This window comes from Nakamurella sp. (genome assembly GCF_044224575.1).
Classification (GTDB): Bacteria; Actinomycetota; Actinomycetes; order Mycobacteriales; family Nakamurellaceae; genus Nakamurella.
On record NZ_JBGAKE010000006.1, the window covers coordinates 22,239 to 46,977 of the forward strand.

Below are 24,739 nucleotides of genomic sequence, written 5' to 3' on the forward strand. Positions count from 1 at the left end.
GCCGCCCCACCGGGATGGCGCCGATGCCCGAAGATGGCCATCAGTCCTTGTGGCTCAGGCGATGCACCCGGATCAGGTTGGTCGACCCGGAGGTGTTCGGCGGCGCACCCGCCACGATCACCACGGTGTCCCCGGACTCGAAGCCGGGGATGTCCAGCATGGCCTGGTCCACCTGCTCGACCATCTCGTCGGTGGTGTCCACCGGCGGGGTGACGAACGTCCGCACCCCCCAGGTCAGGGCGAGCTGGTTGCGCACCTCTTCCTTCGGCGTGAAGGCGATCACCGGCAGACCGGTGTGCAGTCGGGCCATCCGGCGCACGGTGTCACCGGTGAAGGTGAACGCGATCACGGCCTTGGCATCGATCCGCTCGGCGATGTCCCGGGCCGCGAAGGACAGCACGCCACCGCGGGTCCGCGGGGTGTGGGTCAGCGAGGGGGCGGCCACCGATTCGGTCTCCACGGCCTCGATGATCCGGGCCATCGTCTGCACCGTGATGATCGGGAACTTGCCGACCGATGTCTCCCCGGACAGCATGACCGCGTCGGCCCCGTCCAGGATCGCGTTGGCCACGTCGGAGACCTCGGCCCGGGTCGGCCGGGAGTGCTCGATCATCGAGTCGAGCATCTGGGTGGCCACGATCACCGGGCGGGCGTTCTCCCGCGCCACCTGCACGATCCGCTTCTGCACCAGCGGCACCTGCTGCAACGGCAGTTCGACGCCCAGATCGCCCCGGGCCACCATCACCCCGTCGAAGGCCCGCACGATCGCCTCGAGATTGGCGACGGCTTCGGGCTTTTCCAGCTTGGCGATGACCGGCCGGCGATCGGCCCCGACCTCGTCCATCACGTCGCGGACCAGGTCAACGTCGGTCGGCGACCGGACGAAGGACAACGCGATCAGGTCGACACCCAGCGACAGCGCGAACTTCAGGTCGGCGATGTCCTTCTCGGACAACGCCGGCACGGACACGTTCATCCCGGGCAGCGAGATGCCCTTGTTGTTGGACACCGGGCCGCCCTCGGTGACCGAGCACGTGACGTCGTCACCGTCGACGGCGGTGACCACCAGGCCGACCTTGCCGTCGTCGATCAGCAGCCGGTCACCCGGCCGCGCGTCCCGGGCCAGTCCCTTGTACGTGGTCGACACCCGCTCCCGTGTGCCCACCACGTCGGCGATCGTGATGGTCACCGAGTCGCCGGTGTTCCATTCGTGCGGGCCGTCGGCGAACCGCCCCAGCCGGATCTTCGGGCCCTGCAGGTCGGCCATGATGGCCAGCGCCTGGCCGGACGCCTTGGCCGCGTCCCGCAGCCGGTGGTAGATCACCTCGTGGTCGGCATAGTCGCCATGGGAGAAATTCATCCGGGCCACGTTCATCCCGGCGTCCAGCAGGGCGGCGATCGCCTCCACCGACGAGGTGGCGGGACCCAGAGTGCAGACAATCTTCGCGCGACGAGTCATGGACCCACCCTAGCGGACTTCTGAACCGATACAGAAGTCGGGGTCACATGATCACAATGTGAGAACCGTCGCACCGGCTGCGCGACCTGCGACCCGCCGGCCACCCGTCGCCCACCCCGAAATGATCATGGCGTTCTCTGCTCGTCGGCCGGCGTGTCGCCGGCGTGTCGAGCAGAGAACGCCATGATCAACTTGAAATGGGGGCCAGCCGGACGGCCGGCTGGACGGACGGCTAGCGCAGGGCGACGGCGGTGGGCTCCAGCGGGTCGGGCAGGAACGTGTTGCCGGCGAGGTAGGCATCCACCCCGGCGGCGGCGGACCGGCCCTCGGCGATCGCCCAGACGATCAGCGACTGCCCGCGTCCGGCGTCGCCGGCGACGAACACGCCGGGCACCGAGGTCATGTAGTTCGCGTCCCGGACGATGGTGCCCCGGGCGGAGATCTCGACGCCCAGCTCGTCCAGCAGTCCCGGCCGCTCCGGGCCGACGAAACCCAGCGCGATCAGGATCATGTCGGCGTCGATGTGGAACTCGGTGCCCTCGGTGGGGATGAACCCGCCGGGGATCCGCTTGCCCTCCACCAGGTTCAGGCCGGTGACCTTGCCGTCCTTGCCCTCGATCGAGGTCGAGTTGACGCCGAAGACCCGCTCGCCGCCCTCCTCGTGCGCGGCCGAGATCCGCAGCATCAGCGGGTAGGTCGGCCACGGCGTGGACAGGTCGCGGGTGGGCGGCGGCATGACGTGGATGTCCAGCTGGGTCACCGACTCGGCGTTCTGCCGCAACGCGGTGCCGTAGCAGTCGGCGCCCGTGTCGCCGCCGCCGATGATCACCACCTTCTTGCCCTCGGCGGAGACCGCCACCGCGTCCCGGGTGCCCTCGCACACCTCGTTCTGCTGGATCAGGTACGGCATGGCCAGGTGGACGCCGTCCAGATCCCGGCCGTCCACGGTCAGCTCCCGGGGAATGGTCGACCCGGTGGCAATGATCGTGGCGTCGAAGTCGGACTGCAGCTTCTCCACGGCGATGTCGGTGGCGCCGTCCCCGCCCACGGTGCAGCCGGCGACGAACGTCACGCCCTCGGCCTCCATCTGGGCCAGCCGGCGGTCCAGCACATCCCGGGCCATCTTGAACTCGGGGATGCCGTACCGCATGAGCCCGCCGATGCGCCGGTCCCGCTCGAAGACGGTGACCGCGTGGCCGGCCCGGGCCAGCTGCTGGGCCGCCGCCAGGCCGGCCGGCCCGGAGCCGACCACGGCGACGGTCCGGCCGGTGGACAGCTCGGCCGGCCGCGGCTCCAGCCCGTACCCTTCGGCGATCGCGTGGTCGGCGATCTCCTGTTCGACGAGCTTGATCGAGACCGGGTCGTCGGCGATGCCCAGCACGCAGGCCCCCTCGCAGGGCGCCGGGCACAGCCGCCCGGTGAACTCCGGGAAGTTGTTGGTCGCGTGCAACCGATCGGAGGCCTCGGCCCATTTGCCCGTGCGGACCAGGTCGTTCCATTCCGGGATGATGTTGCCCAGCGGGCAGCCCTGGTGACAGAACGGAATCCCGCAGTCCATACAGCGGGCGGCCTGATTCCGGGTGGACTGCTCGTCGTAGGGCTCGTACACCTCGCCCCAGTCGCGCAGTCGCAGCGGAATGGGCCGGCGGACCGGTCCGCCGCGGGTGTGCTTGAGGAAACCGCTGGGATCAGCCACGACTGGCCTCCATGATCATCTCGTCGGCGTTCACGCCCAGCGCGGCGGCCTCGGCGCGCAGCGCGAGCACCCGCCGGTAGTCGCGTGGCATCACCCGGGAGAACCGGACGGCCGCGATCGGCCAGTCGGCGAGCAGGGCTGCCGCGATCCGGGACCCGGTGAGTTTGGCGTGCGAGCCGATCACCTCACCGAGCCAGGCCACCTCATCGGTCTCCAGCGCCTCCAGGTCGACCAACTCCGGGTTGACCTTGGCCGGTTCCGGGTCGAGCAGGTAGGCGATGCCGCCGCTCATCCCGGCGCCGACGTTGCGTCCGGTCCGGCCCAGGATGACCACCCGGCCGCCCGTCATGTACTCGCAGGCATGGTCGCCGGTGCCCTCGACCACCATCAGCGCGCCCGAGTTGCGGACGGCGAACCGCTCGCCGACCCGGCCGCGCAGGAAGAGCTCCCCGGAGGTGGCGCCGTAGCCGATCGTGTTGCCGGCGATCACCTGGGCCTTCACCCCGGGCGCCTGGGACGGCGAGCTCTCGTCGGGCCGGACCACGATCCGGCCGCCGGACAGACCCTTGCCGACGTAGTCGTTGGCGTCCCCGAGCAGGTCGATCGACACACCCCGGGGCAGGAACGCGCCCAGCGACTGGCCGGCGGTGCCGGTCAGGTTGACCTCGATGGTGTGGTCGGGCAGACCCTCCGGGCCGAACACCCGGGTGACCTCGGAGCCCAGCATGGTTCCGGCGGTGCGGTCGACGTTGCGGACGGGCAGGTGGATCCGGACCCCCCGGGCGTCCTGCAGGGCCGGCTGGGCCTGCTTGATCAGCTCGGCGTCCAGGGTCTTGGACAGGTCGTGCTGGGCCGGCTTGGTGCAGTAGTACTCGCTGGCCACCTGCGGGATCTCCAGCAGCGGCGTCAGGTCCAGGCCGCGGGCCCGGTGGTGCTCCACCGCCGCCGAGATGTCGATCATCTCGGCGTGCCCGACGGCCTCGTTCACCGTCCGGAAGCCGAGCGCGGCCAGGTACTCCCGGACCATCTCGGCGACGTAGAGGAAGAACGTCTCGACGAATTCCGGCGTGCCGGTGTACCGGTCGCGCAGCACCGGGTTCTGGGTGGCGATGCCCACCGGGCAGGTGTCCAGGTGGCAGACCCGCATCATCACGCAGCCGGCGACGACCAGCGGCGCGGTGGAGAAGCCGAACTCCTCGCCGCCCAGCAGCATGGCGATGACGACGTCCCGCGGGGTGCGCAGGCCACCGTCGACCTGCAGCCGCACCTGCTCGCGCAGCTGGTTGATCCGCAGCGTCTGCTGCGTCTCGGCCACGCCCAGCTCCCACGGCTGACCGGCGTGCTTGAGCGAGGTCAGCGGCGCGGCCCCGGTGCCGCCGTCGTAGCCGGCGACGATCACCTTGTCCGCATGCGCCTTGGTGACGCCGGCGGCCACGGTGCCGACGCCCGGCTCGGAGACCAGCTTGACCGACACGTCGGCCGCCGGGTTGGCGTTGCGCAGGTCGTGGATGAGCTGCTTGAGGTCCTCGATCGAGTAGATGTCGTGGTGCGGCGGCGGCGAGATCAGCCCGACGCCCGCGGTGGCGTGCCGGGTCTGCGCGATCCACGGGTAGACCTTGCTGCCGGGCAGCTGGCCACCCTCGCCGGGCTTGGCGCCCTGCGCCATCTTGATCTGGATCTCGGCGGCGTTCACCAGGTACGGGCTGGTCACGCCGAACCGGCCGGAGGCGACCTGCTTGATCGCCGAGCGGCGGACCGGGTCGAGCAGCCGGTCGACGTCCTCCCCACCCTCCCCGGTGTTCGACTTGCCGCCGAGCCGGTTCATCGCGATGGCCAGCGTCTGGTGCGCCTCGATGGAGATCGACCCGTAGGACATCGCGCCGGTGACGAACCGCTTGACGATCTCGCTGGCCGGCTCCACCTCGGCCAACGGCACCGGCGTGGCGTCGGCGGTGCGCAGCTCGAACAGGCCGCGCAGCGTGCCGCCCTGCTTGGTCAGGTTGTCCACGGTCTCGGCGTAGCGGCGGAAGACCTTCTGCTGCTTGCTCCGGGTGGAGTGCTGCAGCAGGTACACCGTCTCCGGGTTGAACAGGTGGATCTCGCCCTCGCGGCGCCACTGGTACTGGCCGCCGATCTCCAGGCCCCGGTGCTCCAGGGTCTGCGGGTTGGGCACGAAGGCCAGGCTGTGGCGACGAGCCACGTCCGAGGCGATGGTCTCCAGGCCGCTGCCCCCGGTGCGGGTGGTGCTGCCGGTGAAGTACTCGTCCAGCACGTCCTGGTTGATGCCGAAGACGGCGAACACCTGCGCGGCCCGGTACGAGCCCACGGTGGAGATGCCCATCTTGCTCATCACCTTGAGCACACCCTTGCCCAGGGCGTACACGATGTTCTTGACCGCCTTCTCCGGGGTCACGTCGCCGAGCAGGCCGTGCCGGGACAGGTCCTCGGCCGTCTCGATCACCAGGTACGGGTTGACCGCGCCGGCGCCGTACCCGAGCAGCAGCGCGATGTGGTGGACCTCGCGGGCGTCACCCGACTCGACGACCAGGGCGACCTTGGTCCGGGACTTCTGCCGGACCAGGTGCTGGTGCACCGCGGAGGTCAGCAGCAACGACGGGATCGGCGCCCGGTCCGCGGTGGAATGCCGGTCGGAGAGCATGATCACCCGCGCGCCGCGGGCGATCGCCTCGTCGGTCTCCAAGCGACATCGCTCGATGGCCTCCTCCAGCGCCGCCCCGCCGCCGTGCACGTCGTACAGGCCGGAGATGGTGGCGGAGGCGAAGCCGGGCAGGTTGCCGTCGGCGTTCATCCCCATCAGCTTGGCCAGGTCGTCGTTGTCCAGCACCGGGAACGGCAGCACCACCTGGCGGCAGGACCACGGGCCCGGCTCCAGCAGGTTCGCCTCCGGTCCGATCACCGAGGACAGCGAGGTGACCACGGCCTCCCGGATGGCGTCCAGCGGCGGGTTGGTGACCTGGGCGAACAGCTGGGTGAAGTAGTCGAAGATCAGCCGCGGCCGCTCGGACAGCACCGCCTCGGGCGTGTCCGTGCCCATCGAGCCGATGCCCTCGGCGCTGGTCGCGGCCATCGGGGTGATGATGACCCGCAGCTCTTCCTCGGTGTACCCGAAGATGCGCTGCCGGGTCAGCACGCTGCGGTGCGAGACGGTGACGTGCTCGCGCGGCGGCAGTTCGGTCAGCCGCATCAACCCGGCGTGCACCCAGTCGCGGTACGGCTGTTCGGCGGCCAGCGCGGTCTTGACGTCGGTGTCGTTGAGGATCTTCCCCTGGTCGGTGTCGACCAGGAACATCCGGCCCGGCTGCAGCCGGCCGCGTTCGATGACCTTCTCCGGCGGGATCGGCAACACGCCGGCCTCCGAGGCGAGCACCACGGTGTCGTCGCTGGTCAGCCACCAGCGCCCGGGGCGCAGGCCGTTGCGGTCCAGGACCGCGCCGAGCAGCGTGCCGTCGGTGAAGGTGACACACGCCGGGCCGTCCCACGGTTCGATCAGGGAGGCGTGGAACTCGGCGAACCCGCGGATCTGCGGATCCATGGTGGCGTTGTTCTCCCACGCCTCCGGGATCATCATCATCACCGCGTGCGGCAGGCTGCGGCCGCCCAGGTGCAGCAGCTCGAGGACCTCGTCCAGCGAGGCCGAGTCCGACGCGGCACCCGGGGTGACGATCGGGAACGCCCGGGACAGGTCGCCCGGGATCAGCTTCGACGAGAGCATGGCCTCGCGGGCGCGCATCCGGTTCCGGTTGCCGCGGACGGTGTTGATCTCGCCGTTGTGCGCCAGGTAGCGGAACGGGTGGGCCAGCGGCCACGCGGGAAACGTGTTGGTGGAGAACCGGGAGTGCACGATCGCGATCGCGCTCATGGTCCGGGTGTCGGTGATGTCGGGGTAGAACGCGGGGAGTTGCTCGGTGGTGAGCATGCCCTTGTAGGTGATTGTCCGGCTGGACAGCGAGGGGAAGTAGATCCCGTCCCCGCCGATCTCGGCCTGCGACTCGTGCTCGATCCGCTTGCGCGCCGGGTAGACCATCCGGTCCAGTTCGATGCCGTACGGCAGCTGACCGTCCTCGCCGACCGGGCCGGCGACGAACAGCTGCTCGAAGACCGGCATGACGTCCAGCGCCATCTGCCCGACGCCCGCGCCGATCGGGTTCACCGGCACGGGGCGCCAGCCCAGCAGGGTCAGGTTCTCGCCGCCGAGCACCCGGTTGACGATCGCCTTGGCCCGGGCCCGCTCGGCCGGGTCGACCGGCAGCATCGCGATGCCGGCGACGTACGCCTGACCGTGCCGGGGGTCGGGGCTGACCGGCAGCGCGAAGTCGACGTCGTCGCGGAACAACTCGTCGGGAACCTGGATGAGGATGCCCGCGCCGTCACCGACGGCCGGATCGGCACCCGCGGCGCCCCGGTGGTCGAGGTTGATCAGCGCGGTGACGCCGCTGCTCACGATGGAATGGCTGCGTCGGCCCTTGATGTCCGCAACCGCGGCCACGCCGCAGGCGTCACGTTCGTGTTGCGGGTCGTACAGCCCCTGAGGGGCGGGTGTTGCCGAGTAGCGCACGGCAGACCTCCCGTCGTCGACAAGGCGACCGCGCCGGCGGCGGCCGGGGCGGTGAGCATGGCTGGAACAGCCGGTGTGGAGCACTACTGCGTCAGTGCGGGCCCTGCGGGGTGTGGTCCAGCGGACGCGGGACCACACCGATCCGATCGGGCTGCGGCGAGCGGGCCGATCGGGGTGCGAAAACGGGCCGTCTGCGGCGGTTGTGGCCGGCCACCGGGCCCCTGCGGGACATCGGCGGGTAGGGCGGGATCGCCGCCGTTCGCCTCCGTTGCCCACGCACATGTCCTGATCACGGGGACACCGGGACGGCGATGGCCCAGTCGGTGCCAAAGTACCCCACGGGTCCCGGCGGTTGTTAATCGAAAACCGGGCCGTGCCGACCCGTGATCGGCCCCGGATCTGCTGGTAACCCGGCCGTCACACAGGACCGGCCGCGTCCTGGCTGGACGCGGCCGGTCGGGGCCGGGTTGGGCCGGGTTGGGGTGGGTCGGGCTGCGGTCGAGCTCAGCCCGGGGTCACCGGGTCGGTGGACAGCACCGCACCGGACAGGCCGGTGACGGCCAGCAGCCGGGCCAGCAGCGGCTCCCCGGCGGGTCCGGCCAGCTCGTCGGCGGCCAGCCGCACCTCCGGTCGGGCCAGGTCGACCGCCACGGTGCGCCAGCTGGCGCCGCCGTCGTCGCTGAGCTGGACGGCGTACCGCTGGCCGGCGGGGGCATCGGGCACCTCCCAGGACAACTGCCGCCCGCCGTCCGGCGTGGGTCCGGCGTCGGCGACCCCGGGGCGCAGATCGGCGGTCCGGCTGACCGGCCCACCGATCGGCCGGCGATCGAGCACCGCGCCGTCCAGCAGCACCTCGACCGCGGACGCACCGGACGGCACCGGCACGACGGAGTCGAGCACGCCGGTGACGTCCTGGTCCGGGTCCTCGCAACTGCTCGGCAGGAACGCCGCGGGCCGTTCGTCGATCGGCTCACCGTCGGCGTCGAGCAGGCGGATCGACAGCTGATGCCCGTCCGGACCGGCCGGCACCGCGTCGCCGGGCTCGTCCGCGGCGCCGGCGACGCCCGGGGCCGCGGGCAGGACTGCGCTGATCGACCCGGCCGCACCGGTGAGGTTCACCGACCCGATGATCCGGATCCCGGCCGGCCGTGCGTCTCCCACCGCCGCCGGCACCGAATCCCTGTCCTGCACCATCGCCATGCCTTCCGCTCCGGCGCCCGCCGCCAGGGCATTCTCGGCCACCAGGCGTTGGTAGATGGCGCCATAGGTGAACGAGCTGAGCCACTGGCTGTTGCAATAGGTCATCACGTCGTGGGCGGCCACGCTGCCCATCAGCTTCAGCGGCAGACCCAGCGCGGGATCGCCGACGTCGATGCCGACGAACGCCTCGTCGGGTCCGGACAGCTGCCCGTTCGGGAACGGGTACGGGGCGCCACCGATGGCGCCGCAGAATTCGGCATGGAACCGGCCGAACGTGTGTCCCAACTCGTGCCCGCCGTACCAGTCGCCGTACGAACCGTCGTTGTCCCACCCGAACGTGCTCGATCCGGTCGGGCCGGACGCGACCGTGCCCGGCGCCGGGGTCTGTGGGATGCCGGAGGCCAACCCGCGCATGAAGAAGCCGCCGTCGGACACCATGCCGTAGTAGTGCGTGCGGGGGTCGGTGCCCGTGCCGACGTCGACGGCCCGCAGGGCGATCAGCTGCGCGTTGATCTGGGCGGCGTCGAACGGTGCCGACGGGTTGGCGGTGGCGGTGCCGGTGCTCAGCAGCAGCCGGTCGGTCGGGTAGGCCCGGCCCAGCCATGACCCGAACAGCGACGCGTCCGTGGCGGTCGGCTGGAACGTCCGGCCGGCCATCGTGTAGATCATCCGCACCAGGCGGACGCGCAGGGTGGCGGGGCGGGCGAAGGTCACCGAGCGAACCTGGATCCCGGCAACCGAGGGCAACGGGGTGCCCGTCGTCCGACGGACGGCGGACATCCGCAGGAACACCGGGCCCGGTCCGGTGAGCGTGGCGGGCAGCCGGAAATTCAGGCTGAACCGCAGGTCGGCGCGGCGCGATCGAAGCTGCGCCAGGGTGCCGCCGGCCCGGGCCGGGTCCAGTTGGGCCGGGCCGATCGAGGGGATCGGGGTCCACGGCCCGGTAGCGGATCGAGCCGCCTGCAGCTCGCCCCGGACCTCGACCGGCGCCGGGAACTTGAGATAGACCCGAACGATGGTGGCCTTGCCGGCCACCAGCGGGACCGAGTGCCCGATGTCCTGCACCGCCTGGGTGACCTCGATCCCGTCGAGGGTGACCAGGTTCAGTCTGATCGGCGGAACCGGCAGGGCCGCGGCCCGCTCGCCGCCGCCCGACCCGTTCCCGTTTACGTTTGCGGCGACGTTGACCTCGACGGGGGCGTCGAGCCCGCCGACGAATGCCTCGATCGCCGCGTCGTCCGCGGCGGCGTCGGGGCCGATCGGAATCGCCTCGACCACGTCCAGCCGGGTCAGGGCCGTGTCGACGGCGTGCGCCAGGTCGACCTCCCGTCGCCGATCGTCACTGATCCGGGTCGACGGCTTGGCTCGTCCCATGGTTGCACCCCTGTCTCGATCCGCGTTGGATCGGTCATCGAGACAGAGAATCGGGACGGAACCGGAAATACCCGGCTGACGGTTCCCCAATCAGGGGCTGGACGGCCCTCGTTCGGCCGGTTCGTCGGCCGTCCGCGCCGCCGGCTGCCCCTCCGGGCCGCCGGTCGGTTCGTCCGATCCGTCGGTTTCCGCGGACGGGTCGACGGTCGCACCGTCGGGCCGGTCGCCCGTGCGGTCCGGACCCCAGACCAGTGCGGGATCCTCCCGCCCGACGTGCCGCCGCAGGACCAGGAACACCACCGCACCCAGGAACACGATGACCGACGTGAACACGTTGATCCGCAGGCCCAGGATGTGATTGGCCGGGTCGATCCGCAGCATCTCGATCCACCCCCGGCCGAGCGTGTAGCCGGCCACGTACAACGCGAACACCCGTCCCCCGCCAAGCTGCCACCGCTTGTCGGCCCACACGATGAACGCGGCGACGCCCAGGCACCACAGCAGTTCGTAGAGGAACGTCGGCTGGTAGGTGCCGCACAACAGTTCCGGGGTCGCCTTGACGTACTCGGTCGGGAATTCGCAGTTGCCGTTGACGGGAATCACCCCAGCCGCCCCGCCCGGCGTCCGGACGTACACCTCCAGGCCCCACGGCATCGTCGTGGGCGCGCCGAACAGCTCCTGGTTGAAGTAGTTGCCGAGCCGGCCGATGGCCTGCGCGACGACGATGCCCGGGGCGAGCGAATCCGCGACGGACGACAACGGGACCTGGTAGCGACGGCAGCCGATCCACGCACCCACCCCACCGAGGGCGATGGCACCCCAGATGCCCAGGCCGCCGTTCCAGATGGCAAACGCGTTCCAGGGGTTGCGGCCCTCGCCGAAGTAGAGCTGGTGGTCGGTGATCACGTGGTAGAGCCGGCCGCCGACGATGCCGAACGGCACCGCCCAGACGGCAATATCGGTGATCCGCCCGGGTCGGCCGCCGCGGGCCACGAACCGCTTGTTGCCCCACCAGACGCCGACGACGATGCCGATGATGATGAAGATGGCGTAGGCGCGCAGGGCGACCGGACCGACGTACCAGACACCCTGCGGCGGCGACGGGATCGCGGCCAGATAGGTGGTCATGACGGCCCCGCCGCACCCGGGTCGCGCGGGCCGATCCGGTCCGCGCGGATGAAGTCGTCGACTTGCGTCACAGCAGTCACATTCCGTCGAAGTTGATCCGCGCCGGCCTAGTTGATCCGCGCGGGAGAGGGGTCGCGTCGGGGGGTGGCGGCGGTGCGGTCGGCCGACCGGATCCCGGCGGCGAGCTCCCCGGCCAGCTTCCGGGCCGCCTCCCGGCCGCCGTCGGCGTAGGCGCCGAGGAAGGCCGAGCCGACGATCACTGCGTCGGCGTACTCGGCGATCTGCCGGGCCTGGTCGCCCGTTCGCACCCCCAGGCCGACGCCGATCGGCAGGTCGGTGACGGTGCGGCAGCGGGCGACCAGCTCGGGGGCGGCAGTGGAGACCTGGTCCCGGGCGCCGGTCACCCCCATCACCGACGCGGCGTACACGAAACCGCCGCCGGCGGCCGTGGTCAGCGCGATCCGTTCCACCGAGGACGACGGGGCGACCAGGAAGATCGGGTCCAGGTCGTGCGCGTGCAGCGCCTCCAGCCAGGGCCCGGCCTCGTCGACGATCAGGTCGGGGGTGATGACCCCCGCGCCACCGGCCGCGGCCAGGTCCCGGGCGAAGGCGTCGACGCCGTAGGCGAGCACTGGGTTGAAGTACGTCATGACGACGGCGCGGCCGCCGCGGCTCGCCACCGAGCCGACGATGTCGAAGGTGTCGCGGACCCGGAAGCCGTTGGCCAGCGCCTGCCCGGCGGCGTGCTGGATGACCGGACCGTCCAGCACCGGGTCGGAGAACGGCAGTCCGACCTCCACGAGGTCGCAGCCGCCGGCCGGTCCACCCTCCGCGATCGCGGCAAATAGATCCTTCGAGGCGGCCAGGTCGGGGTAGCCGGCCGGCAGGTACCCCACCAGCGCGGCCCGGTTCTCGGCCCGCAGGCCGGCGAACATGTCGGACAGGATGGTCACCTGACGGCCCCGGTCGGCTCGCCCAGCTTGAACCAGTTCATGGCGGTCTCCATGTCCTTGTCGCCGCGCCCGGAGATGTTGACCAGCACGATCCCGTCGGGCCCGATCTCCTTGGCCAGGTCGACCGCGCCGGCCACCGCGTGCGCGGATTCGATCGCCGGGATGATCCCCTCCGTGCGGGTGAGCAGCGCGAACGCGTCCATCGCCCGGGTGTCGGTGATGGACCGGTACTCGGCCCGGCCGATCTCGGCCAGGTGCGAGTGTTCGGGGCCGACGCCCGGGTAGTCCAGGCCGGCCGAGATCGAGTGCGACTCGATGATCTGGCCGTCGGAGTCCTGCAGCAGGTACGAGCGGGCGCCATGCAGCACGCCGACCGAGCCGCCACTGATGGTGGAGGCGTGCCGGCCGGTCTCGATGCCGTCGCCGCCGGCCTCCAGGCCGATCAGCCGCACGTCCGCATCGTCCAGGAACGCATGGAAGATGCCCATCGCGTTGGACCCGCCACCGACGCAGGCGGCGACCGCGTCGGGCAGCCGCCCGGTCCGGTCGAGCACCTGGGCGCGAGCCTCCAGGCCGATGATCCGCTGGAAGTCGCGGACGATCACCGGGAACGGGTGCGGCCCGGCGACGGTTCCGAACAGGTAGAAGGTGTGGTCGACGGTCGCCACCCAGTCCCGGAAGGCCTCGTTGATCGCGTCCTTGAGGGTGGCCGAGCCGGAATCGACCGCGACGACCTCGGCGCCCAGCAGCCGCATCCGGGCCACGTTCAGCGCCTGCCGTTCAGTGTCCACCCGGCCCATGTAGATGCAGCAGTCCATGCCCAGCAACGCGGCCGCGGTCGCGGTGGCCACGCCGTGCTGGCCGGCGCCGGTCTCGGCGATCAGCCGGGTCTTGCCCATCCGCTGGGCCAGCAGAGCCTGGCCGAGCACGTTGTTGATCTTGTGGCTGCCGGTGTGGTTGAGGTCCTCGCGCTTGAGCAGGATCCGCGCGCCGCCGATCTCGGCGGTCAGCCGCGGCGCGTCGCTCAGCGGGCTGGGCCGGCCGGCGTAGTTGGCGGCCAGGTCGTCCAGCGTGGCCAGGAAGTCGGGGTCCCGGCGGGCCTTGCGGTAGTGGTCGGCGACCTCGTCCAGCGCCCCGACCAGTGCCTCGGGCAGCCACCGGCCGCCCATGGTGCCGAAGTAGCCGCGGTCATCGGGATCGTGGTCGGTGCCGGCGAGCCCCTCTGACGGGCGAGGCAGCGGACGAGGCAGCGGACGCGACACATCGTCGGCCGCTCGCGCGGGCACACTCACTTTTGCTTACTCCAGACGGCGTTGCTCGACCGGCTCGGCGCTCGGGCCGGGCCCGCTCAGCGGGACGGGCGGGGACAGGACGGGTGCGACCCGGCGGTGACCAGGTCGGCCAGGGCCGCCCGCGGGTCCCCGCTGGTGACCAGCCCCTCGCCGACCAGGACGGCATCGGCGCCGGCGCCGGCGTAGGCCAGCAGGTCCGACGGACCCCGCACCCCCGATTCGGCGACGGTGACGACGTCCGAGGGTAGCCCCGGCGCGATCCGGGCGAACACGTCCCGGTCGATCTGCAGGGTGGTCAGGTCGCGGGCATTGACGCCGATCACCTTTGCCCCGGCGGCGAGCGCCCGGTCGGCCTCGGCCTCGGTGTGGATCTCCACCAGGGCGGTCATGCCGAGGGACTCGACCCGTTCCAGCAGGCCGTGCAGCACGTTCTGGTCGAGGGCGGCGACGATGAGCAGCACCAGGTCGGCGCCGTGCGCCCGCGCCTCGTGTACCTGGTATGGGCCCACGATGAAGTCCTTGCGCAGCACCGGGATGTCCACCTCGGCCCGGACGGCATCCAGGTCGGCCAGGCTGCCGTTGAACCGGCGCTGTTCGGTGAGCACCGAGATCACCCGGGCGCCGGCCTCGGCGTAGGTCCGGGCGAGCGCCGCCGGATCGGCGATGGCGGCCAGGGCGCCCTTGGACGGGCTCGCCCGCTTGACCTCGGCGATCACCCCGACGCCGGGCTCGAGCAGCACCGGGAGGACCGGCCGCGGCGGTGGCGCCGACCGGGCCATCGCCTTGACGTCGGCCAACGGAACGCGCGCCTCCCGCGCCGCGAGATCCTCCCGAACGCCTACCAGGATCCCGTCCAGCACGTTCACGCGAAGGTCTCCTTGTCGGGACTCGATCCCTGAGAAAATCCCTGAGAAAACTGAGTAGATCGCCTTCTCCATGCCATCAACATCACACTTGCGTCGCCGGTCCTGTGTGGCGCGTTCTCATCGGTCATGGTAGCCGCCCGAGTCGGAGCCATGTGCCACGGTCGGGTCGGCGCCCGCGTCCAGAGCCTTCCACCAGTCGCCGACGTCGGTCGACCCGGGTGCGCCTTCACCGGTTCCCGCGGTGCCGGTCCCGGCCGCCGGACTCGCCGCATTCGCCCCATTCGCCGGGGCCGCCGGGGTCATGGGGGTCGCCGCGGCCGCCGTCGGGGCGTCGTACCGCGCGCCCAGCCGGCGCCGACCGCCCAACCCGGCGGCGATCAGGGCGCCGGCCAGCGCGACCAGGACGCCGCCGGCCAGCGCCAGCAGTGGCCCCGCCGGGTGCAGCAGGGCCGGTCCGGCCGGATCCGCCGGCCGCACCAGGGATCCGGTCAGCACGGCCGGGGCCTGGGTCATCGCGGCGCCGGCGCGGACGGCCACCAGCAATCCCCCGAGCAGCAGGATCGCCCCGACGGCCCGGCGTAGCCAGCCCTGGGTGGCCAGGGTGGCGCCGAACCCGGCCAGCCCGATGAGGGCGACCGGCACCAGCTCGGGCAGGCAGGCGGCGCCCGACGCGGTCAGGGTCAGCGGACCCGTCAGCGGATCGACGTACTCGGCGGTCCACCAGGTCATCGCCGCGGCCCCGGCACACCCCGCCGCCCCGGCGAGCACCAGCCCGGCCACCACGGCCGTGGTCCGCCGGGCCCGCGACTCAGTCACCGACGGCCCGCAGGGTGGCCGCCGCACCGACCGCGGCGATCACCGCGGCGGCCTTGTTGCGACACTCGGCGTCCTCGTTGGCCGGCACCGAGTCGGCGACCACCCCGGCGCCGGCCTGCACGTAGGCGACGCCATCGGCGATCAGGGCGGTCCGGATGGTGATCGCGGTGTCGGCGTCCCCGGCGAAGTCGAGGTATCCGACCACTCCCCCGTACACGCCCCGGCGCAGCGGCTCCAGCTCGTCGATGATCTGCATCGCGCGCGGCTTGGGCGCCCCGGACAGGGTGCCGGCCGGGAAGCAGGCGGCCAGGGCGTCGTACGCGGTGCGACCGGCGGCGAGCTGCCCGGTCACCGTCGACACGATGTGCATGACATGGCTGTACCGCTCGATGGTGAAGAAGTCGACCACCTTGACCGTGCCGGGCGCGCACACCCGGCCCAGGTCGTTGCGGCCGAGGTCGACGAGCATGACGTGCTCGCTGCGTTCCTTCTCGTCGGCGAGCAGGTCCTTGGCCAGCAGGACGTCGTCCTCCTCGGTGTGCCCGCGCGGCCGGGTGCCGGCGATCGGGTGCATGGTGACCAGCCCCTCCCGCACGGTGACCAGGGCCTCCGGGGATGACCCGACGACGGCGATCGGCTCGCCGTCGGGCGTGGGCAGCCGCAGCAGGTACATGTACGGGCTCGGGTTGGTGGCCCGCAGCACCCGGTAGATCTCCAGCGGGTCGGCCTCGGTGGGCACGTCGAAGCGCTGGGACAGCACGATCTGGAACGCGTCCCCGGCCCGGATGTGCTCCTTGGCGATGTCCACCTTGGCCTGGTAGTCGACCGAGTTCATCCGCCGGGTGACGTCGGGGGTGCGCGCGGCGAAGTACGCCGCCGGCACCGTTCGCGGCTGCGCCAGCGCCCGGCTCATCCCGTGCAGCCGTCCGACGGCGTCGTCGTAGGTCTCGTCGACCCGTTCGTCCGTGCCGTCCCAGTTGACCGCGTTGGCGATCAGCGTGACCGTGCCCTCGTGATGGTCCAGCGCGGCCAGGTCGGTGGCCAGCATCATCACCAGCTCCGGGATAGGCGGGTCCGCGACGGAGGCGGCGGCCGACTGCCCCCCAATGCGTTCCCAGCGCCGGACGACGTCGTACCCGAGGTAGCCGACCATGCCCCCGGTCAACGGCGGCAGCCCGGACAGCGGCTCGGTATGCAGGAAGCGCAGCGACTCGTCGAGCACGCGGAGCGGGTCGCCGGTGGGCGGCAATCCGGCCGGCGGGGAGCCGAGCCAGGTGGCATCGCCGTCACGCTCGCTCAGGACGGCGGGGGCCTGCACGCCGACGAACGACCAGCGCGACCAGGACCGGCCGTTCTCCGCCGACTCCAGCAGGAAAGTTCCGGGCCGATCCCCGCACAACGTCAGGTACAGGCCCACCGGGGTGATGGCGTCGGCGAGCAACCGGCGGGTCACCGGGATCACCCGGCGGTCGCGGGCGAGTTCGCGGAACTCCGCTCGGGTGGGGCTGATCTCACCGAGCGCGGGGGCCGCCCCGGCCGACCGCGGCGGGGTCGGCGCGGGGGTGGTCGCGGGGGTGGTCACCGACATGCGGCCCATTCTGCCGGGCGGCCAGCCGGCCGCCGACCACCGGATGGCCCGCGGTCACGTCGTACGGTGGGCCGGTGAACGCGGAGCCCGCCCTCGACATCGCCGCCTGGACCGACGCGCAGACCAAGGAGCACCTGCGGGCCCGCGGCGGGCTCAAGTGGACCTCGGTCCCGGCCGGCGCGATCGGCGCCGGGGTGGCCGAGATGGACCTCCCGCTGGCGCCGGCGATCACGACCGCCCTGCACGACGCCGTCGACCGCGGGCTCACCGGGTACCTGCCGCCCGCGCTGGCCGCCGGGGTCGCCGACGCCACCGCCGGCTGGCAGGCGCGGTACGGCTGGCGGGTCGACCCGGCCGACGTCCACCCGGTGGCGTCGGTGGTCACCGGGTTTCGCATCGTGCTCGAGCACCTGACCGACCCGCGGGCCCCCGTCGTGCTGCCGGTGCCGGCCTACATGCCGTTCCTCACCGTGCCGGCGACGGCCGGCCGCGAGCTGCGGACCGTGCCGATGCGGATCGTCCGCGACGACGCCGGCGGTGCCGGTCGGGGCGGCCGGTACGAGTTCGACCTGCCGGCGATCGCCGCCGCGCTCACCCCGGGCGCGGTCTTCGTGCTGACCAACCCGCACAACCCGACCGGTCGGGTGTTCACCGACGACGAGTTGCTGGCGGTCGCCGACGTGATCGACGCCGCCGAGGCAATCGTCTTCGCGGACGAGATCCACGCGCCGCTGACCATGCCCGGGTTCACCCACCGGCCGTACGCCGCGCTGTCCGCCGCGACCGCCGCGCATACCATCGGCGGCACATCCGCATCGAAGGGCTGGAACATTCCCGGACTCGGCTGCGGTCAGCTCATCCTGACCTCCGACTCCGCCCGGGAGGCGTGGGAGCGGCTCGATCCCTTCACCAAGCACGGCGGTGGGGTCACCCCCCTTGGGGCGGTGGGCACCATCGCCGCCTACACCGGCGGGGCGGGGCATCTGGCCGCCTGTGTCGCCTACTTGGCCGCCGGCCGGGACCTGTTCGCCGCGGAACTGGCCCGGTCGCTGCCTGCCGCGCACCTGTTCCCGCTCGAGGGCACCTACCTAGGGTGGCTGGATCTGCGGGGCGTGCCGGCCGATCCGGCGACGGTGGGTGAGCGGGTCGGCGTGTTCGGCGTCGACGGCACCGCCTGCGGCATGCCCGGCTTCCTGCGGGTCAACCTGGCGATGCCGCACCCGTTGCTGATCGAGACGGCCGGCCGGTTGGGTCAGCTCGCCTGATGCGCGGACGAGCCGTCCTTCCGGTCCCGCCGGATCGGCAGCGGGCCGGCCCGGCGGACGAACTCACCGCGCCGGATGGTCGCGTCCATCCCGATCAACCACAGGATGACGAAGGCGCCGCCGGCGCAGACGTAGGACCAGAGGCCGCCGCCGATCAGCACCGCCAGGGTCAACAGCAGGCCGGCCACCAGCAGGGCAGCCAGCAATCGGACGAGAAATTTCCGAAACACCGGACCGAATTCTCCGACCGGCCGGGAAATAACGTTCGATCTCGCATCGTCAGTCACCATGATCCATCCTGACATATCTGCCGGATGAATTGCATCCGCCGATTCCGTGAAATGATCGTCTACTATTCGTGACAATCGGTCACGATCAGCCGGACGCCATTCGAGCGATCAATCCGGCGTCGAAACACGTCCGGTCGCCGGTGTGACAGGCCCCGTCGGTCTGGTCCACCAGCACCAGGACTGCGTCCCCGTCGCAGTCGCGGCGCACCTCGAGCACCCGCTGGGTGTGGCCCGACGTCGCGCCCTTGACCCAGTACTCCTGCCGGGACCGGGACCAGTAGGTGCCGGCGCCCGTGCGCACCGTGCGGCGCAGCGCCTCGGCGTCCATCCAGGCGACCATCAGCACCTCACGGGTGTCGTACTGCTGGACGACGGCGCAGACCAGGCCGTCGGCGTTGTACTTCAGTCCCCGGGCCGGATCGGTCAGGGAGGTCGGATCGGCCTGATCGGCCGGATCGCCGGTGCTCACGACGCCCCCTGCCGCACCCGCCGCACCGGATACCCGGACTGTTCCAATTGCTCCTTCACGGCATCGATGCGCAATTCGCCGAAATGAAAGACGGAGGCCGCTAGCACCGCATCCGCACCCGCGGCGATGGCCTCCGGGAAATGATCCAGCGAACCCGCCCCGCCGGACGCGATCAATGGCACGCCGACCGCCGCGCGAATGGCCGTCAGCATGTCCGTGTCGAAACCGTTCTTGGTGCCGTCGGCATCCATCGAGGTGAGCAGGATCTCGCCGGCCCCGGCCTCCTCGGCCCGCCGCGCCCACTCGACGGCGTCGATGCCGGTTCCCCGGCGTCCGCCGTGGGTGGTCACCTCGTACCCGGACGGGCAGCGCAGGGCCGGGTCCTGGATCCGGCGGGCGTCGACGGCGATGACGACGCACTGCGAACCGAAGCGAGCGGCTGCCTCGGCGAGGAATTCCGGCCGGGCCACCGCGGCCGAGTTCACCGAGACCTTGTCCGCGCCGGCCCGCAGCAACGCATCGATGTCCGCCACGGTCCGCACCCCACCACCCACCGTGAGCGGGATGAACACCTGCTCGGCGGTGCGGCGGATCATGTCGTAGGCCGAGCGGCGGTTGTCGCTGGTCGCGGTGATGTCCAGGAAGGTCAGCTCGTCGGCACCCTCCCGGTCGTACCGGTGGGCCAACTCGACGGGGTCGCCGGCGTCGACCAGGTCGACGAAGTTGACGCCCTTCACGACGCGACCTTCGGACACGTCAAGGCAGGGGATGACACGAACAGCGACGGACATGGCTCACAGGGTACGTAGGCCCAACCCCCATGCCGTCACCATTCTTAGCCACGATAAATAGGTCTAGCGTGCGGCTCGGCCACCAGGGCCCGGGCCCCCATCCGGGGTCGATTCGTCGGGAGGGCGTCATGAGGGTTCGACCTGCCGGTGCCGCAGTGCTCGTCGCGGTCGTGCTGACCGTTTCGGCCTGCGGTTCCTCGTCCGGCAGCGGTGGCGCCGCGGCCACGACGACCGCGGCCCCGCTCGGTTCGGCCGCCTCGACGCTCTCGTCGGCCACGTCGGTAGCGAGCGGGGGGGCGTCCTCGGCGGTGTCCGCCGCCGCCGGCGCGGCGTCCTCGGCCCGGTCGGCGATCTCCTCGGCGGTCGTGTCGGCGACGGGCGCCGACGGCGCAACCGCGGCCGGCGCGTTCGACGTCTGCACGATCCTGCCGTTCGCCCTGGCCGCCCAGCTGTCCGGGCAGCCGTACACCCAGGGCACCGCGACCTCGTCCGATGGCCTGTACGGCTGCGCCTACGACAACGCCGACGCGACGGTGCCCGGCCTGAACGTCACGATCCTGCCGGACGAGAGCGGCGACACCTGGTCGGCGGTGCACACCGGCGCCGTGACCGACATCTCGGGCCTCGGCGACAAGGCGTTGTGGGACAACGACAACACGCTGTATGCCGTGAAGGGCCACTACGTGGTGCAGGTCAACGGGGACGAGCTGACCCAGGCCCCGGCCGAAGCGCTGGTCAAGCCGGTGCTCGCGGCCCTGCCGTAGCCCGCGGTCATCGCAGATGATCACCACCGGCGATGCTCACCTGCGGCATTCCCGCCGGATTCCCACCTACGCTGGAGGCATGTCCGGACCACTCGGCGAGATCCACCGGCGCCTGCGCGCCGACAACGTGCCGTCCACCCTCGAGTACCGGCCCGGCCTGGGCACGGTCGTGGCGGCCGGTGTCGACCCGGCGCACCCGAGCGGCCGCGGGGCCGTGCTGCTGCACGAGGCCGGCGGCCGGTACTGGATTCAACAGGGCGGTCAGACGTTCCGGCTGCCGCCGGATGCCGACGACGACGTCGTGCTCAACTCGGTCAAGCTGCGCGTCGTGCACGCCTGGGCCCAGCAGGGTGACCCGGACGCGTCCGCGGTGCTGGCCAAGGTGCACGAGATGGTGCCCCCCGGGCAGACGCTGCGGCCGCGGACTCCCGCCTTCCCGGACCCGTTCACGCTGGCCTTCCAGATGTTCGACGCCGCGATCCGGATCGGCTGGAGCATGACCGTGCCCAGCCCCTGGGGGATGTACCACGCGTCGTTCGTGATCCGCTGACCCCCTCCCGCGCGGATCAACTAGGCCGGCGCGGCTCAAATGACCCCAAATGTGACCCGTGGGACAGTCGTTGCCGATTTCATCCGCGCAACCAGCCCGACGATCCGACCCGGAACCGACCGGCCGACCCGGTCACGACCGACCGATCGAGGGAGAGTCCGCCGCCGCCCACGGGTCAGCCGGCCCAGGCGGTGAACTCGACCTCGACCAGCGCGGCCGGATCCACCAGGCCGGCGACCACGACCATCGTCGCGGCGGGCCGGACGTCACCGAACACCTCGCCGTGCACCGTGCCCACCGCCATCGCGTCGGCGCGGTCGACGACGAACACCCGGGTGCCGATGACGTGTTCGGGCCCCAGCCCGACCTCGGCCAGCGCCGCGAGCCCGGCCCGGAAGGCGATCCGGGCCTGCCCGGCGGCATCGTCGGGAGCCTGGACGACCCCGTCCACGGCCGCCGTGCAGCCGGCGGTGACCGCCAGCGGGCCGACCCGGACGACCTCCGAGTAGCCGTACCAGTCCTGCCCCGGCCCGACCGAACCGCGCCGAACACCGATGCCGGACACGTCAGCCGGCGGCGACGGCGGCCAGCGCCTCGGGCAGGGTGAAGGCCCCCGCGTACAGCGCCTTGCCGACGATCGACCCCTCGACGCCGATCGGCGCCAGCCCGGCGAGCGCCACCAGATCGTCCAGCGAGGAGACCCCGCCCGAGGCGACCACGGGCGCCGCGGTCGCCGCGCACACCTCCCGGAGCAGATCCAGGTTGGGCCCGCGCAGGGTCCCGTCCTTGGTCACGTCGGTGACGACGTACCGGGCGCAGCCCTGGGCGTCGAGCCGGGTCAGCGCCGCCCACAGGTCGCCGCCGTCCTGGGTCCACCCGCGGGCGGCCAGGGTGGTGCCGCGCACGTCGAGGCCGACCGCGACCTTGTCCCCGTACCGCGCGATGGCCGACGCGCACCAGTCGGGCTGCTCCAGGGCGGCGGTGCCGATGTTGACCCGCGTGCAGCCGGTGGCCAGCGCCGCCGCCAGGGACTCGTCGTCGCGGATGCCGCCGGACAACTCCACCTTGATGTCGAGTCTGCCGACCACCTCGGCCAGCAGAGCCGCGTTCGAGCCACGCCCGAACGCCGCGTCGAGGTCGACCAGATGGATCCACTCGGCGCCGTCGGCCTGCCAGGCCAGGGCCGCGTCCAACGGCGCGCCGTAGTGGGTCTCGCTGCCGGCCCGCCCCTGGACGAGGCGGACGGCCTGGCCGTCGGCGACGTCGACGGCGGGCAGGAGTTCGAAGTGGCCGGGCTGGCTCGGGCGCTGAGGGACGATCACGGCGACCAACCATAGTGGGCAGGGCAGTGGTGAGGCGCCAGCCGGCACCGGAGGGCGACGGGTCGGGCAACCCGGCACCAGCGGCCCGGGCCGGCGCGGCCAGCGCGGCCGGCGCGGCCAGCGCGGCCGGCGCGGCCAGCGCGCCTCATGGTCGGGCGACCTCATGGCCGGGCACCTCATGGTCCGGCGGCCTCATGGTCCGGCGGCCTCATGGTCGGCCGACCTCATGGCCGGCCGACCTCGTGGCCGGCCGACCTCATGGCCGGGCGGTCCGGTCGACCGCTCCACCGCCCGGCACCAGAACGCCTGCGCCTGGCGGCCGATCCGGGCGACCACCAGGGTCGCCGCCGCCCGGGTCGGCCCGGTCAGTGCGGGTCGGAGCCGTTTGCGCAGTTCGTCGGGCACGACCGGGGTGCCGCGCTGCTTGATCTCCAGGGTGCCGACGCGGTCGCGGCGCGCCCACTGGGCCACGGTCCGCTCCCGGTAGGGCGCCCGGTCCAGGATCCGGAAGCCGCGCACGCCGGCGGGCACGGTCGGCCCGGTCAGATACGCCAGGTGCGGGTCGAGCATCCACAGCCCGTGCCGCGCCGCGTAGTGCCGGACCAGGTGGGCGCGGACGACGGCCGGGTCGGGGTCGATCAGATATTCGCCCGCCCCGCCGACCGGCACGTCGTCGGGCTCGTCGCTGGTCACCTCCCAGCCGGATCCGTCGCCGACGAGGACGGTGGCCCGGCGCCCGACGGCGGCCAGCTCCGGCGGCCACAGCACGGCCTCCCGGGCGACGCCGTCCAGCGAGACCAACTCGACCTCGCCCGGCCGGGCCAGCGCGTCGTAATCGATGCCGGGCGGCACCCGCAGCACCGGCACCCGGTCGGCGTACACGGCGTCCAGATCGGCGATCGGCGGGACCGTGGACGCCGAGGTGATCCGGCGTCCGCCGCCGTCACGCCGGGCCGGGTCGGCGTACCCGAGCAGGCCGCGGGTCGTCCGGGTGAGCGCGTCGGCCACCACCACTCGCGGCTCGAACCCGGCCGCGGCCAGGTTGTGCCGGGCCATCCGCACCCGTACCGGGTCCAGATCGGACCCCACCGCGAGCCCGTCCACGGCGGCCAGGGCGGTCAGGTCGGACCCGATCGAACAGGTGAGGTCGTGCACGCCGATCCCGGCCAACCGGGCCGCCCGGTGCCGCGCCACCGGGGTCGGCGTCGCCTGCTGCAGGGCCTCGTCGGTGAACAGCCACCCTTGCGCGACGGCCCCGAACTTGACGACCGCCCGGCGGCGCAGCCGAACGGTCTCCACCACGGCCGCCGCCCGCTCCCCCGCCACCTTCCGCATCCGACTCAGGTCGGCCAGCAACGACGCGTCGGTCAGCGGGAGCCCGTCCGCCGCGGCCAGCGCCTCGGCGCCGGCCAGGCCGCCGAGAAAGGGCACGTCGTCGACGTCGAACCGGTAGGCCATGGGGTCACCTCTCGCCCGGCCGGTTTCCCGGTGCCTGTTTCCGGTGCCCGCGGAACTTCGGCCGGCCTCGGCCCGGCCGATGGTCCGCAGGCGGTCCGCCCGAGCCGCGCCCGTGGGGTCAGCCGGCCGCGAAGGCGAAGTACCGCTCGCCGCGGGTCTCCAGGACCAGCTTCATGTCGAACGTCTCGGACAGCGCGTCCGCGGTCAACGTGTCCGCCAGCGGCCCGGCGGCCACCACCTTCCCGCCCCGCAGCAGCAGCACATGGCTGAACGCGGGCGGGATCTCCTCGACGTGATGCGTGACCAGGACGGTCGTCGGCGCGTACGGGTCGACGGCCAGCCGGCCCAACCGGGCCAGCAGATCCTCCCGGCCGCCAAGATCCAGGCCGGCGGCCGGCCCTCCGACAGGGTGCCGTACGTCCGATCGGCCAGGGCAGCGATACCCATCGCGTCCAGCAGTCCCCGTCCGCGGTCGAAATCCTGGTCGTCGTAGCTCTCCCGCCACCGGCCGACGACGCCGTACCCCGCGGAGACCACCACGTCCAGCACCCGCTCCTGCGGCGGCACCCGGCCCGCCAGGGCCGCCGACGACAACCCGATCCGCGGCCGCAGCTCGCCGATGTCGACCGCGCCGAGACGCTCCCCGAGGATGTGCACCCGGCCGCTGGTGGGGAAAAGCTGGCCCGCGGCGACCTGCAGGAGGGTCGTCTTGCCGGCCCCGTTCGGGCCGAGGATCACCCAGCGCTGGTCGACCTCGACGTTCCAGTTGACGGCGTCGAGCAACATGGCCGGCGTCCGCCGCACGGTGACCTCGGTCATGTGCAGCACGGAGTCGGGCCCGGGCAGGATGGAGACCGGTTCGCGCTGGTTCACGCGGCCGCC

At 72.2% G+C, this 24,739-nt stretch carries 19 protein-coding genes and 1 pseudogene; 3 read left to right on the forward strand and 17 right to left on the reverse strand.

What is annotated here, in order from left to right:
- Nucleotides 1–40: 40 nt before the first annotated feature.
- From pyk to ACILSK_RS08485, 10 genes are all read right to left on the reverse strand, one after another.
- On the reverse strand, nt 41–1,459 hold the full coding sequence (gene pyk / locus ACILSK_RS08440; RefSeq protein ID WP_395726707.1) for a pyruvate kinase: 1,419 nt from the start codon (nt 1,457–1,459) through the stop codon (nt 41–43).
- A 232-nt stretch (nt 1,460–1,691) separates the two neighbouring features.
- Nucleotides 1,692–3,155, reverse strand: a complete 1,464-nt coding sequence (locus ACILSK_RS08445) for a glutamate synthase subunit beta (protein WP_395726708.1) — start codon at nt 3,153–3,155, stop codon at nt 1,692–1,694.
- Entirely contained in the window at nt 3,148–7,731 is a 4,584-nt protein-coding gene (gltB, locus tag ACILSK_RS08450; RefSeq protein ID WP_395726709.1) for a glutamate synthase large subunit, read from the reverse strand. Before gltB ends, ACILSK_RS08445 begins: the two co-directional genes overlap by 8 nt.
- 504 nt (nt 7,732–8,235) lie before the next feature.
- The gene (locus ACILSK_RS08455) at nt 8,236–10,305 is read right to left on the reverse strand and encodes a hypothetical protein (RefSeq protein WP_395726710.1); all 2,070 of its coding nucleotides are present in this window, start codon (nt 10,303–10,305) and stop codon (nt 8,236–8,238) included.
- Between the two features lie 90 nt (nt 10,306–10,395).
- Entirely contained in the window at nt 10,396–11,433 is a 1,038-nt protein-coding gene (lgt, locus tag ACILSK_RS08460) for a prolipoprotein diacylglyceryl transferase (protein ID WP_395726711.1), read from the reverse strand.
- Nucleotides 11,434–11,540: 107 nt separating this feature from the next.
- Nucleotides 11,541–12,386 (reverse strand): tryptophan synthase subunit alpha, encoded by an 846-nt coding sequence (gene trpA / locus ACILSK_RS08465; protein ID WP_395726712.1) that lies wholly within the window; start codon nt 12,384–12,386, stop codon nt 11,541–11,543.
- A complete protein-coding gene (trpB, locus tag ACILSK_RS08470; RefSeq protein WP_395726713.1) occupies nt 12,383–13,678 on the reverse strand; it encodes a tryptophan synthase subunit beta in 1,296 nt (431 codons plus the stop codon). Before trpB ends, trpA begins: the two co-directional genes overlap by 4 nt.
- Nucleotides 13,679–13,734: 56 nt before the next feature.
- A complete protein-coding gene (gene trpC / locus ACILSK_RS08475) occupies nt 13,735–14,544 on the reverse strand; it encodes an indole-3-glycerol phosphate synthase TrpC (RefSeq protein WP_395726714.1) in 810 nt (269 codons plus the stop codon).
- Nucleotides 14,545–14,661: 117 nt separating this feature from the next.
- The gene (locus ACILSK_RS08480) at nt 14,662–15,360 is read right to left on the reverse strand and encodes a Trp biosynthesis-associated membrane protein (protein ID WP_395726715.1); all 699 of its coding nucleotides are present in this window, start codon (nt 15,358–15,360) and stop codon (nt 14,662–14,664) included.
- Nucleotides 15,353–16,957 carry an anthranilate synthase component I gene (locus tag ACILSK_RS08485; protein ID WP_395726716.1) on the reverse strand — a complete coding sequence of 535 codons (1,605 nt, stop codon included), beginning with the start codon at nt 16,955–16,957 and terminating at the stop codon, nt 15,353–15,355. Before ACILSK_RS08485 ends, ACILSK_RS08480 begins: the two co-directional genes overlap by 8 nt.
- Before the next feature lie 65 nt (nt 16,958–17,022).
- Here ACILSK_RS08485 and ACILSK_RS08490 point away from each other — a divergent pair, with 65 nt between their 5' ends.
- The gene (locus ACILSK_RS08490; RefSeq protein WP_395726717.1) at nt 17,023–18,213 is read left to right on the forward strand and encodes a MalY/PatB family protein; all 1,191 of its coding nucleotides are present in this window, start codon (nt 17,023–17,025) and stop codon (nt 18,211–18,213) included.
- Here ACILSK_RS08490 and ACILSK_RS08495 read toward each other — a convergent pair.
- The 3 genes from ACILSK_RS08495 to hisF all read right to left on the reverse strand — a co-directional run bounded on the left by ACILSK_RS08495 (nt 18,201) and on the right by hisF (nt 19,763).
- On the reverse strand, nt 18,201–18,443 hold the full coding sequence (locus tag ACILSK_RS08495) for a hypothetical protein (protein ID WP_395726718.1): 243 nt from the start codon (nt 18,441–18,443) through the stop codon (nt 18,201–18,203). The two genes, ACILSK_RS08490 and ACILSK_RS08495, sit on opposite strands and share 13 nt — an antisense overlap.
- Nucleotides 18,444–18,588: 145 nt before the next feature.
- Nucleotides 18,589–18,972, reverse strand: coding sequence for a phosphoribosyl-AMP cyclohydrolase (gene hisI / locus ACILSK_RS08500; RefSeq protein ID WP_395726719.1), 384 nt, complete (start codon nt 18,970–18,972; stop codon nt 18,589–18,591).
- Nucleotides 18,969–19,763 carry an imidazole glycerol phosphate synthase subunit HisF gene (gene hisF, locus ACILSK_RS08505; RefSeq protein WP_395726720.1) on the reverse strand — a complete coding sequence of 265 codons (795 nt, stop codon included), beginning with the start codon at nt 19,761–19,763 and terminating at the stop codon, nt 18,969–18,971. The genes hisI and hisF overlap by 4 nt, the downstream gene beginning before the upstream one ends.
- Before the next feature lie 128 nt (nt 19,764–19,891).
- Here hisF and ACILSK_RS08510 point away from each other — a divergent pair, with 128 nt between their 5' ends.
- Both ACILSK_RS08510 and ACILSK_RS08515 read left to right on the forward strand, forming a co-directional pair.
- A complete protein-coding gene (locus tag ACILSK_RS08510) occupies nt 19,892–20,527 on the forward strand; it encodes a hypothetical protein (protein WP_395726721.1) in 636 nt (211 codons plus the stop codon).
- A gap of 79 nt (nt 20,528–20,606) precedes the next feature.
- Complete coding sequence (locus ACILSK_RS08515; RefSeq protein ID WP_395726722.1) at nt 20,607–21,077, forward strand: hypothetical protein; 471 nt, start codon at nt 20,607–20,609, stop codon at nt 21,075–21,077.
- Nucleotides 21,078–21,252: 175 nt separating this feature from the next.
- Here ACILSK_RS08515 and ACILSK_RS08520 read toward each other — a convergent pair whose 3' ends face one another.
- The 4 genes and pseudogenes from ACILSK_RS08520 to ACILSK_RS08535 form a co-directional block, all read right to left on the reverse strand.
- Nucleotides 21,253–21,642, reverse strand: coding sequence for a Rid family hydrolase (locus tag ACILSK_RS08520; protein ID WP_395726723.1), 390 nt, complete (start codon nt 21,640–21,642; stop codon nt 21,253–21,255).
- Between the two features lies 1 nt (nt 21,643).
- Nucleotides 21,644–22,399 carry a bifunctional 1-(5-phosphoribosyl)-5-((5-phosphoribosylamino)methylideneamino)imidazole-4-carboxamide isomerase/phosphoribosylanthranilate isomerase PriA gene (gene priA, locus ACILSK_RS08525; protein WP_395726724.1) on the reverse strand — a complete coding sequence of 252 codons (756 nt, stop codon included), beginning with the start codon at nt 22,397–22,399 and terminating at the stop codon, nt 21,644–21,646.
- Between the two features lie 192 nt (nt 22,400–22,591).
- On the reverse strand, nt 22,592–23,857 hold the full coding sequence (locus ACILSK_RS08530) for a THUMP-like domain-containing protein (RefSeq protein ID WP_395726725.1): 1,266 nt from the start codon (nt 23,855–23,857) through the stop codon (nt 22,592–22,594).
- Nucleotides 23,858–23,975: 118 nt separating this feature from the next.
- Nucleotides 23,976–24,676, reverse strand: a pseudogene (locus ACILSK_RS08535) (ABC transporter ATP-binding protein).
- Nucleotides 24,677–24,739 lie beyond the last annotated feature (63 nt).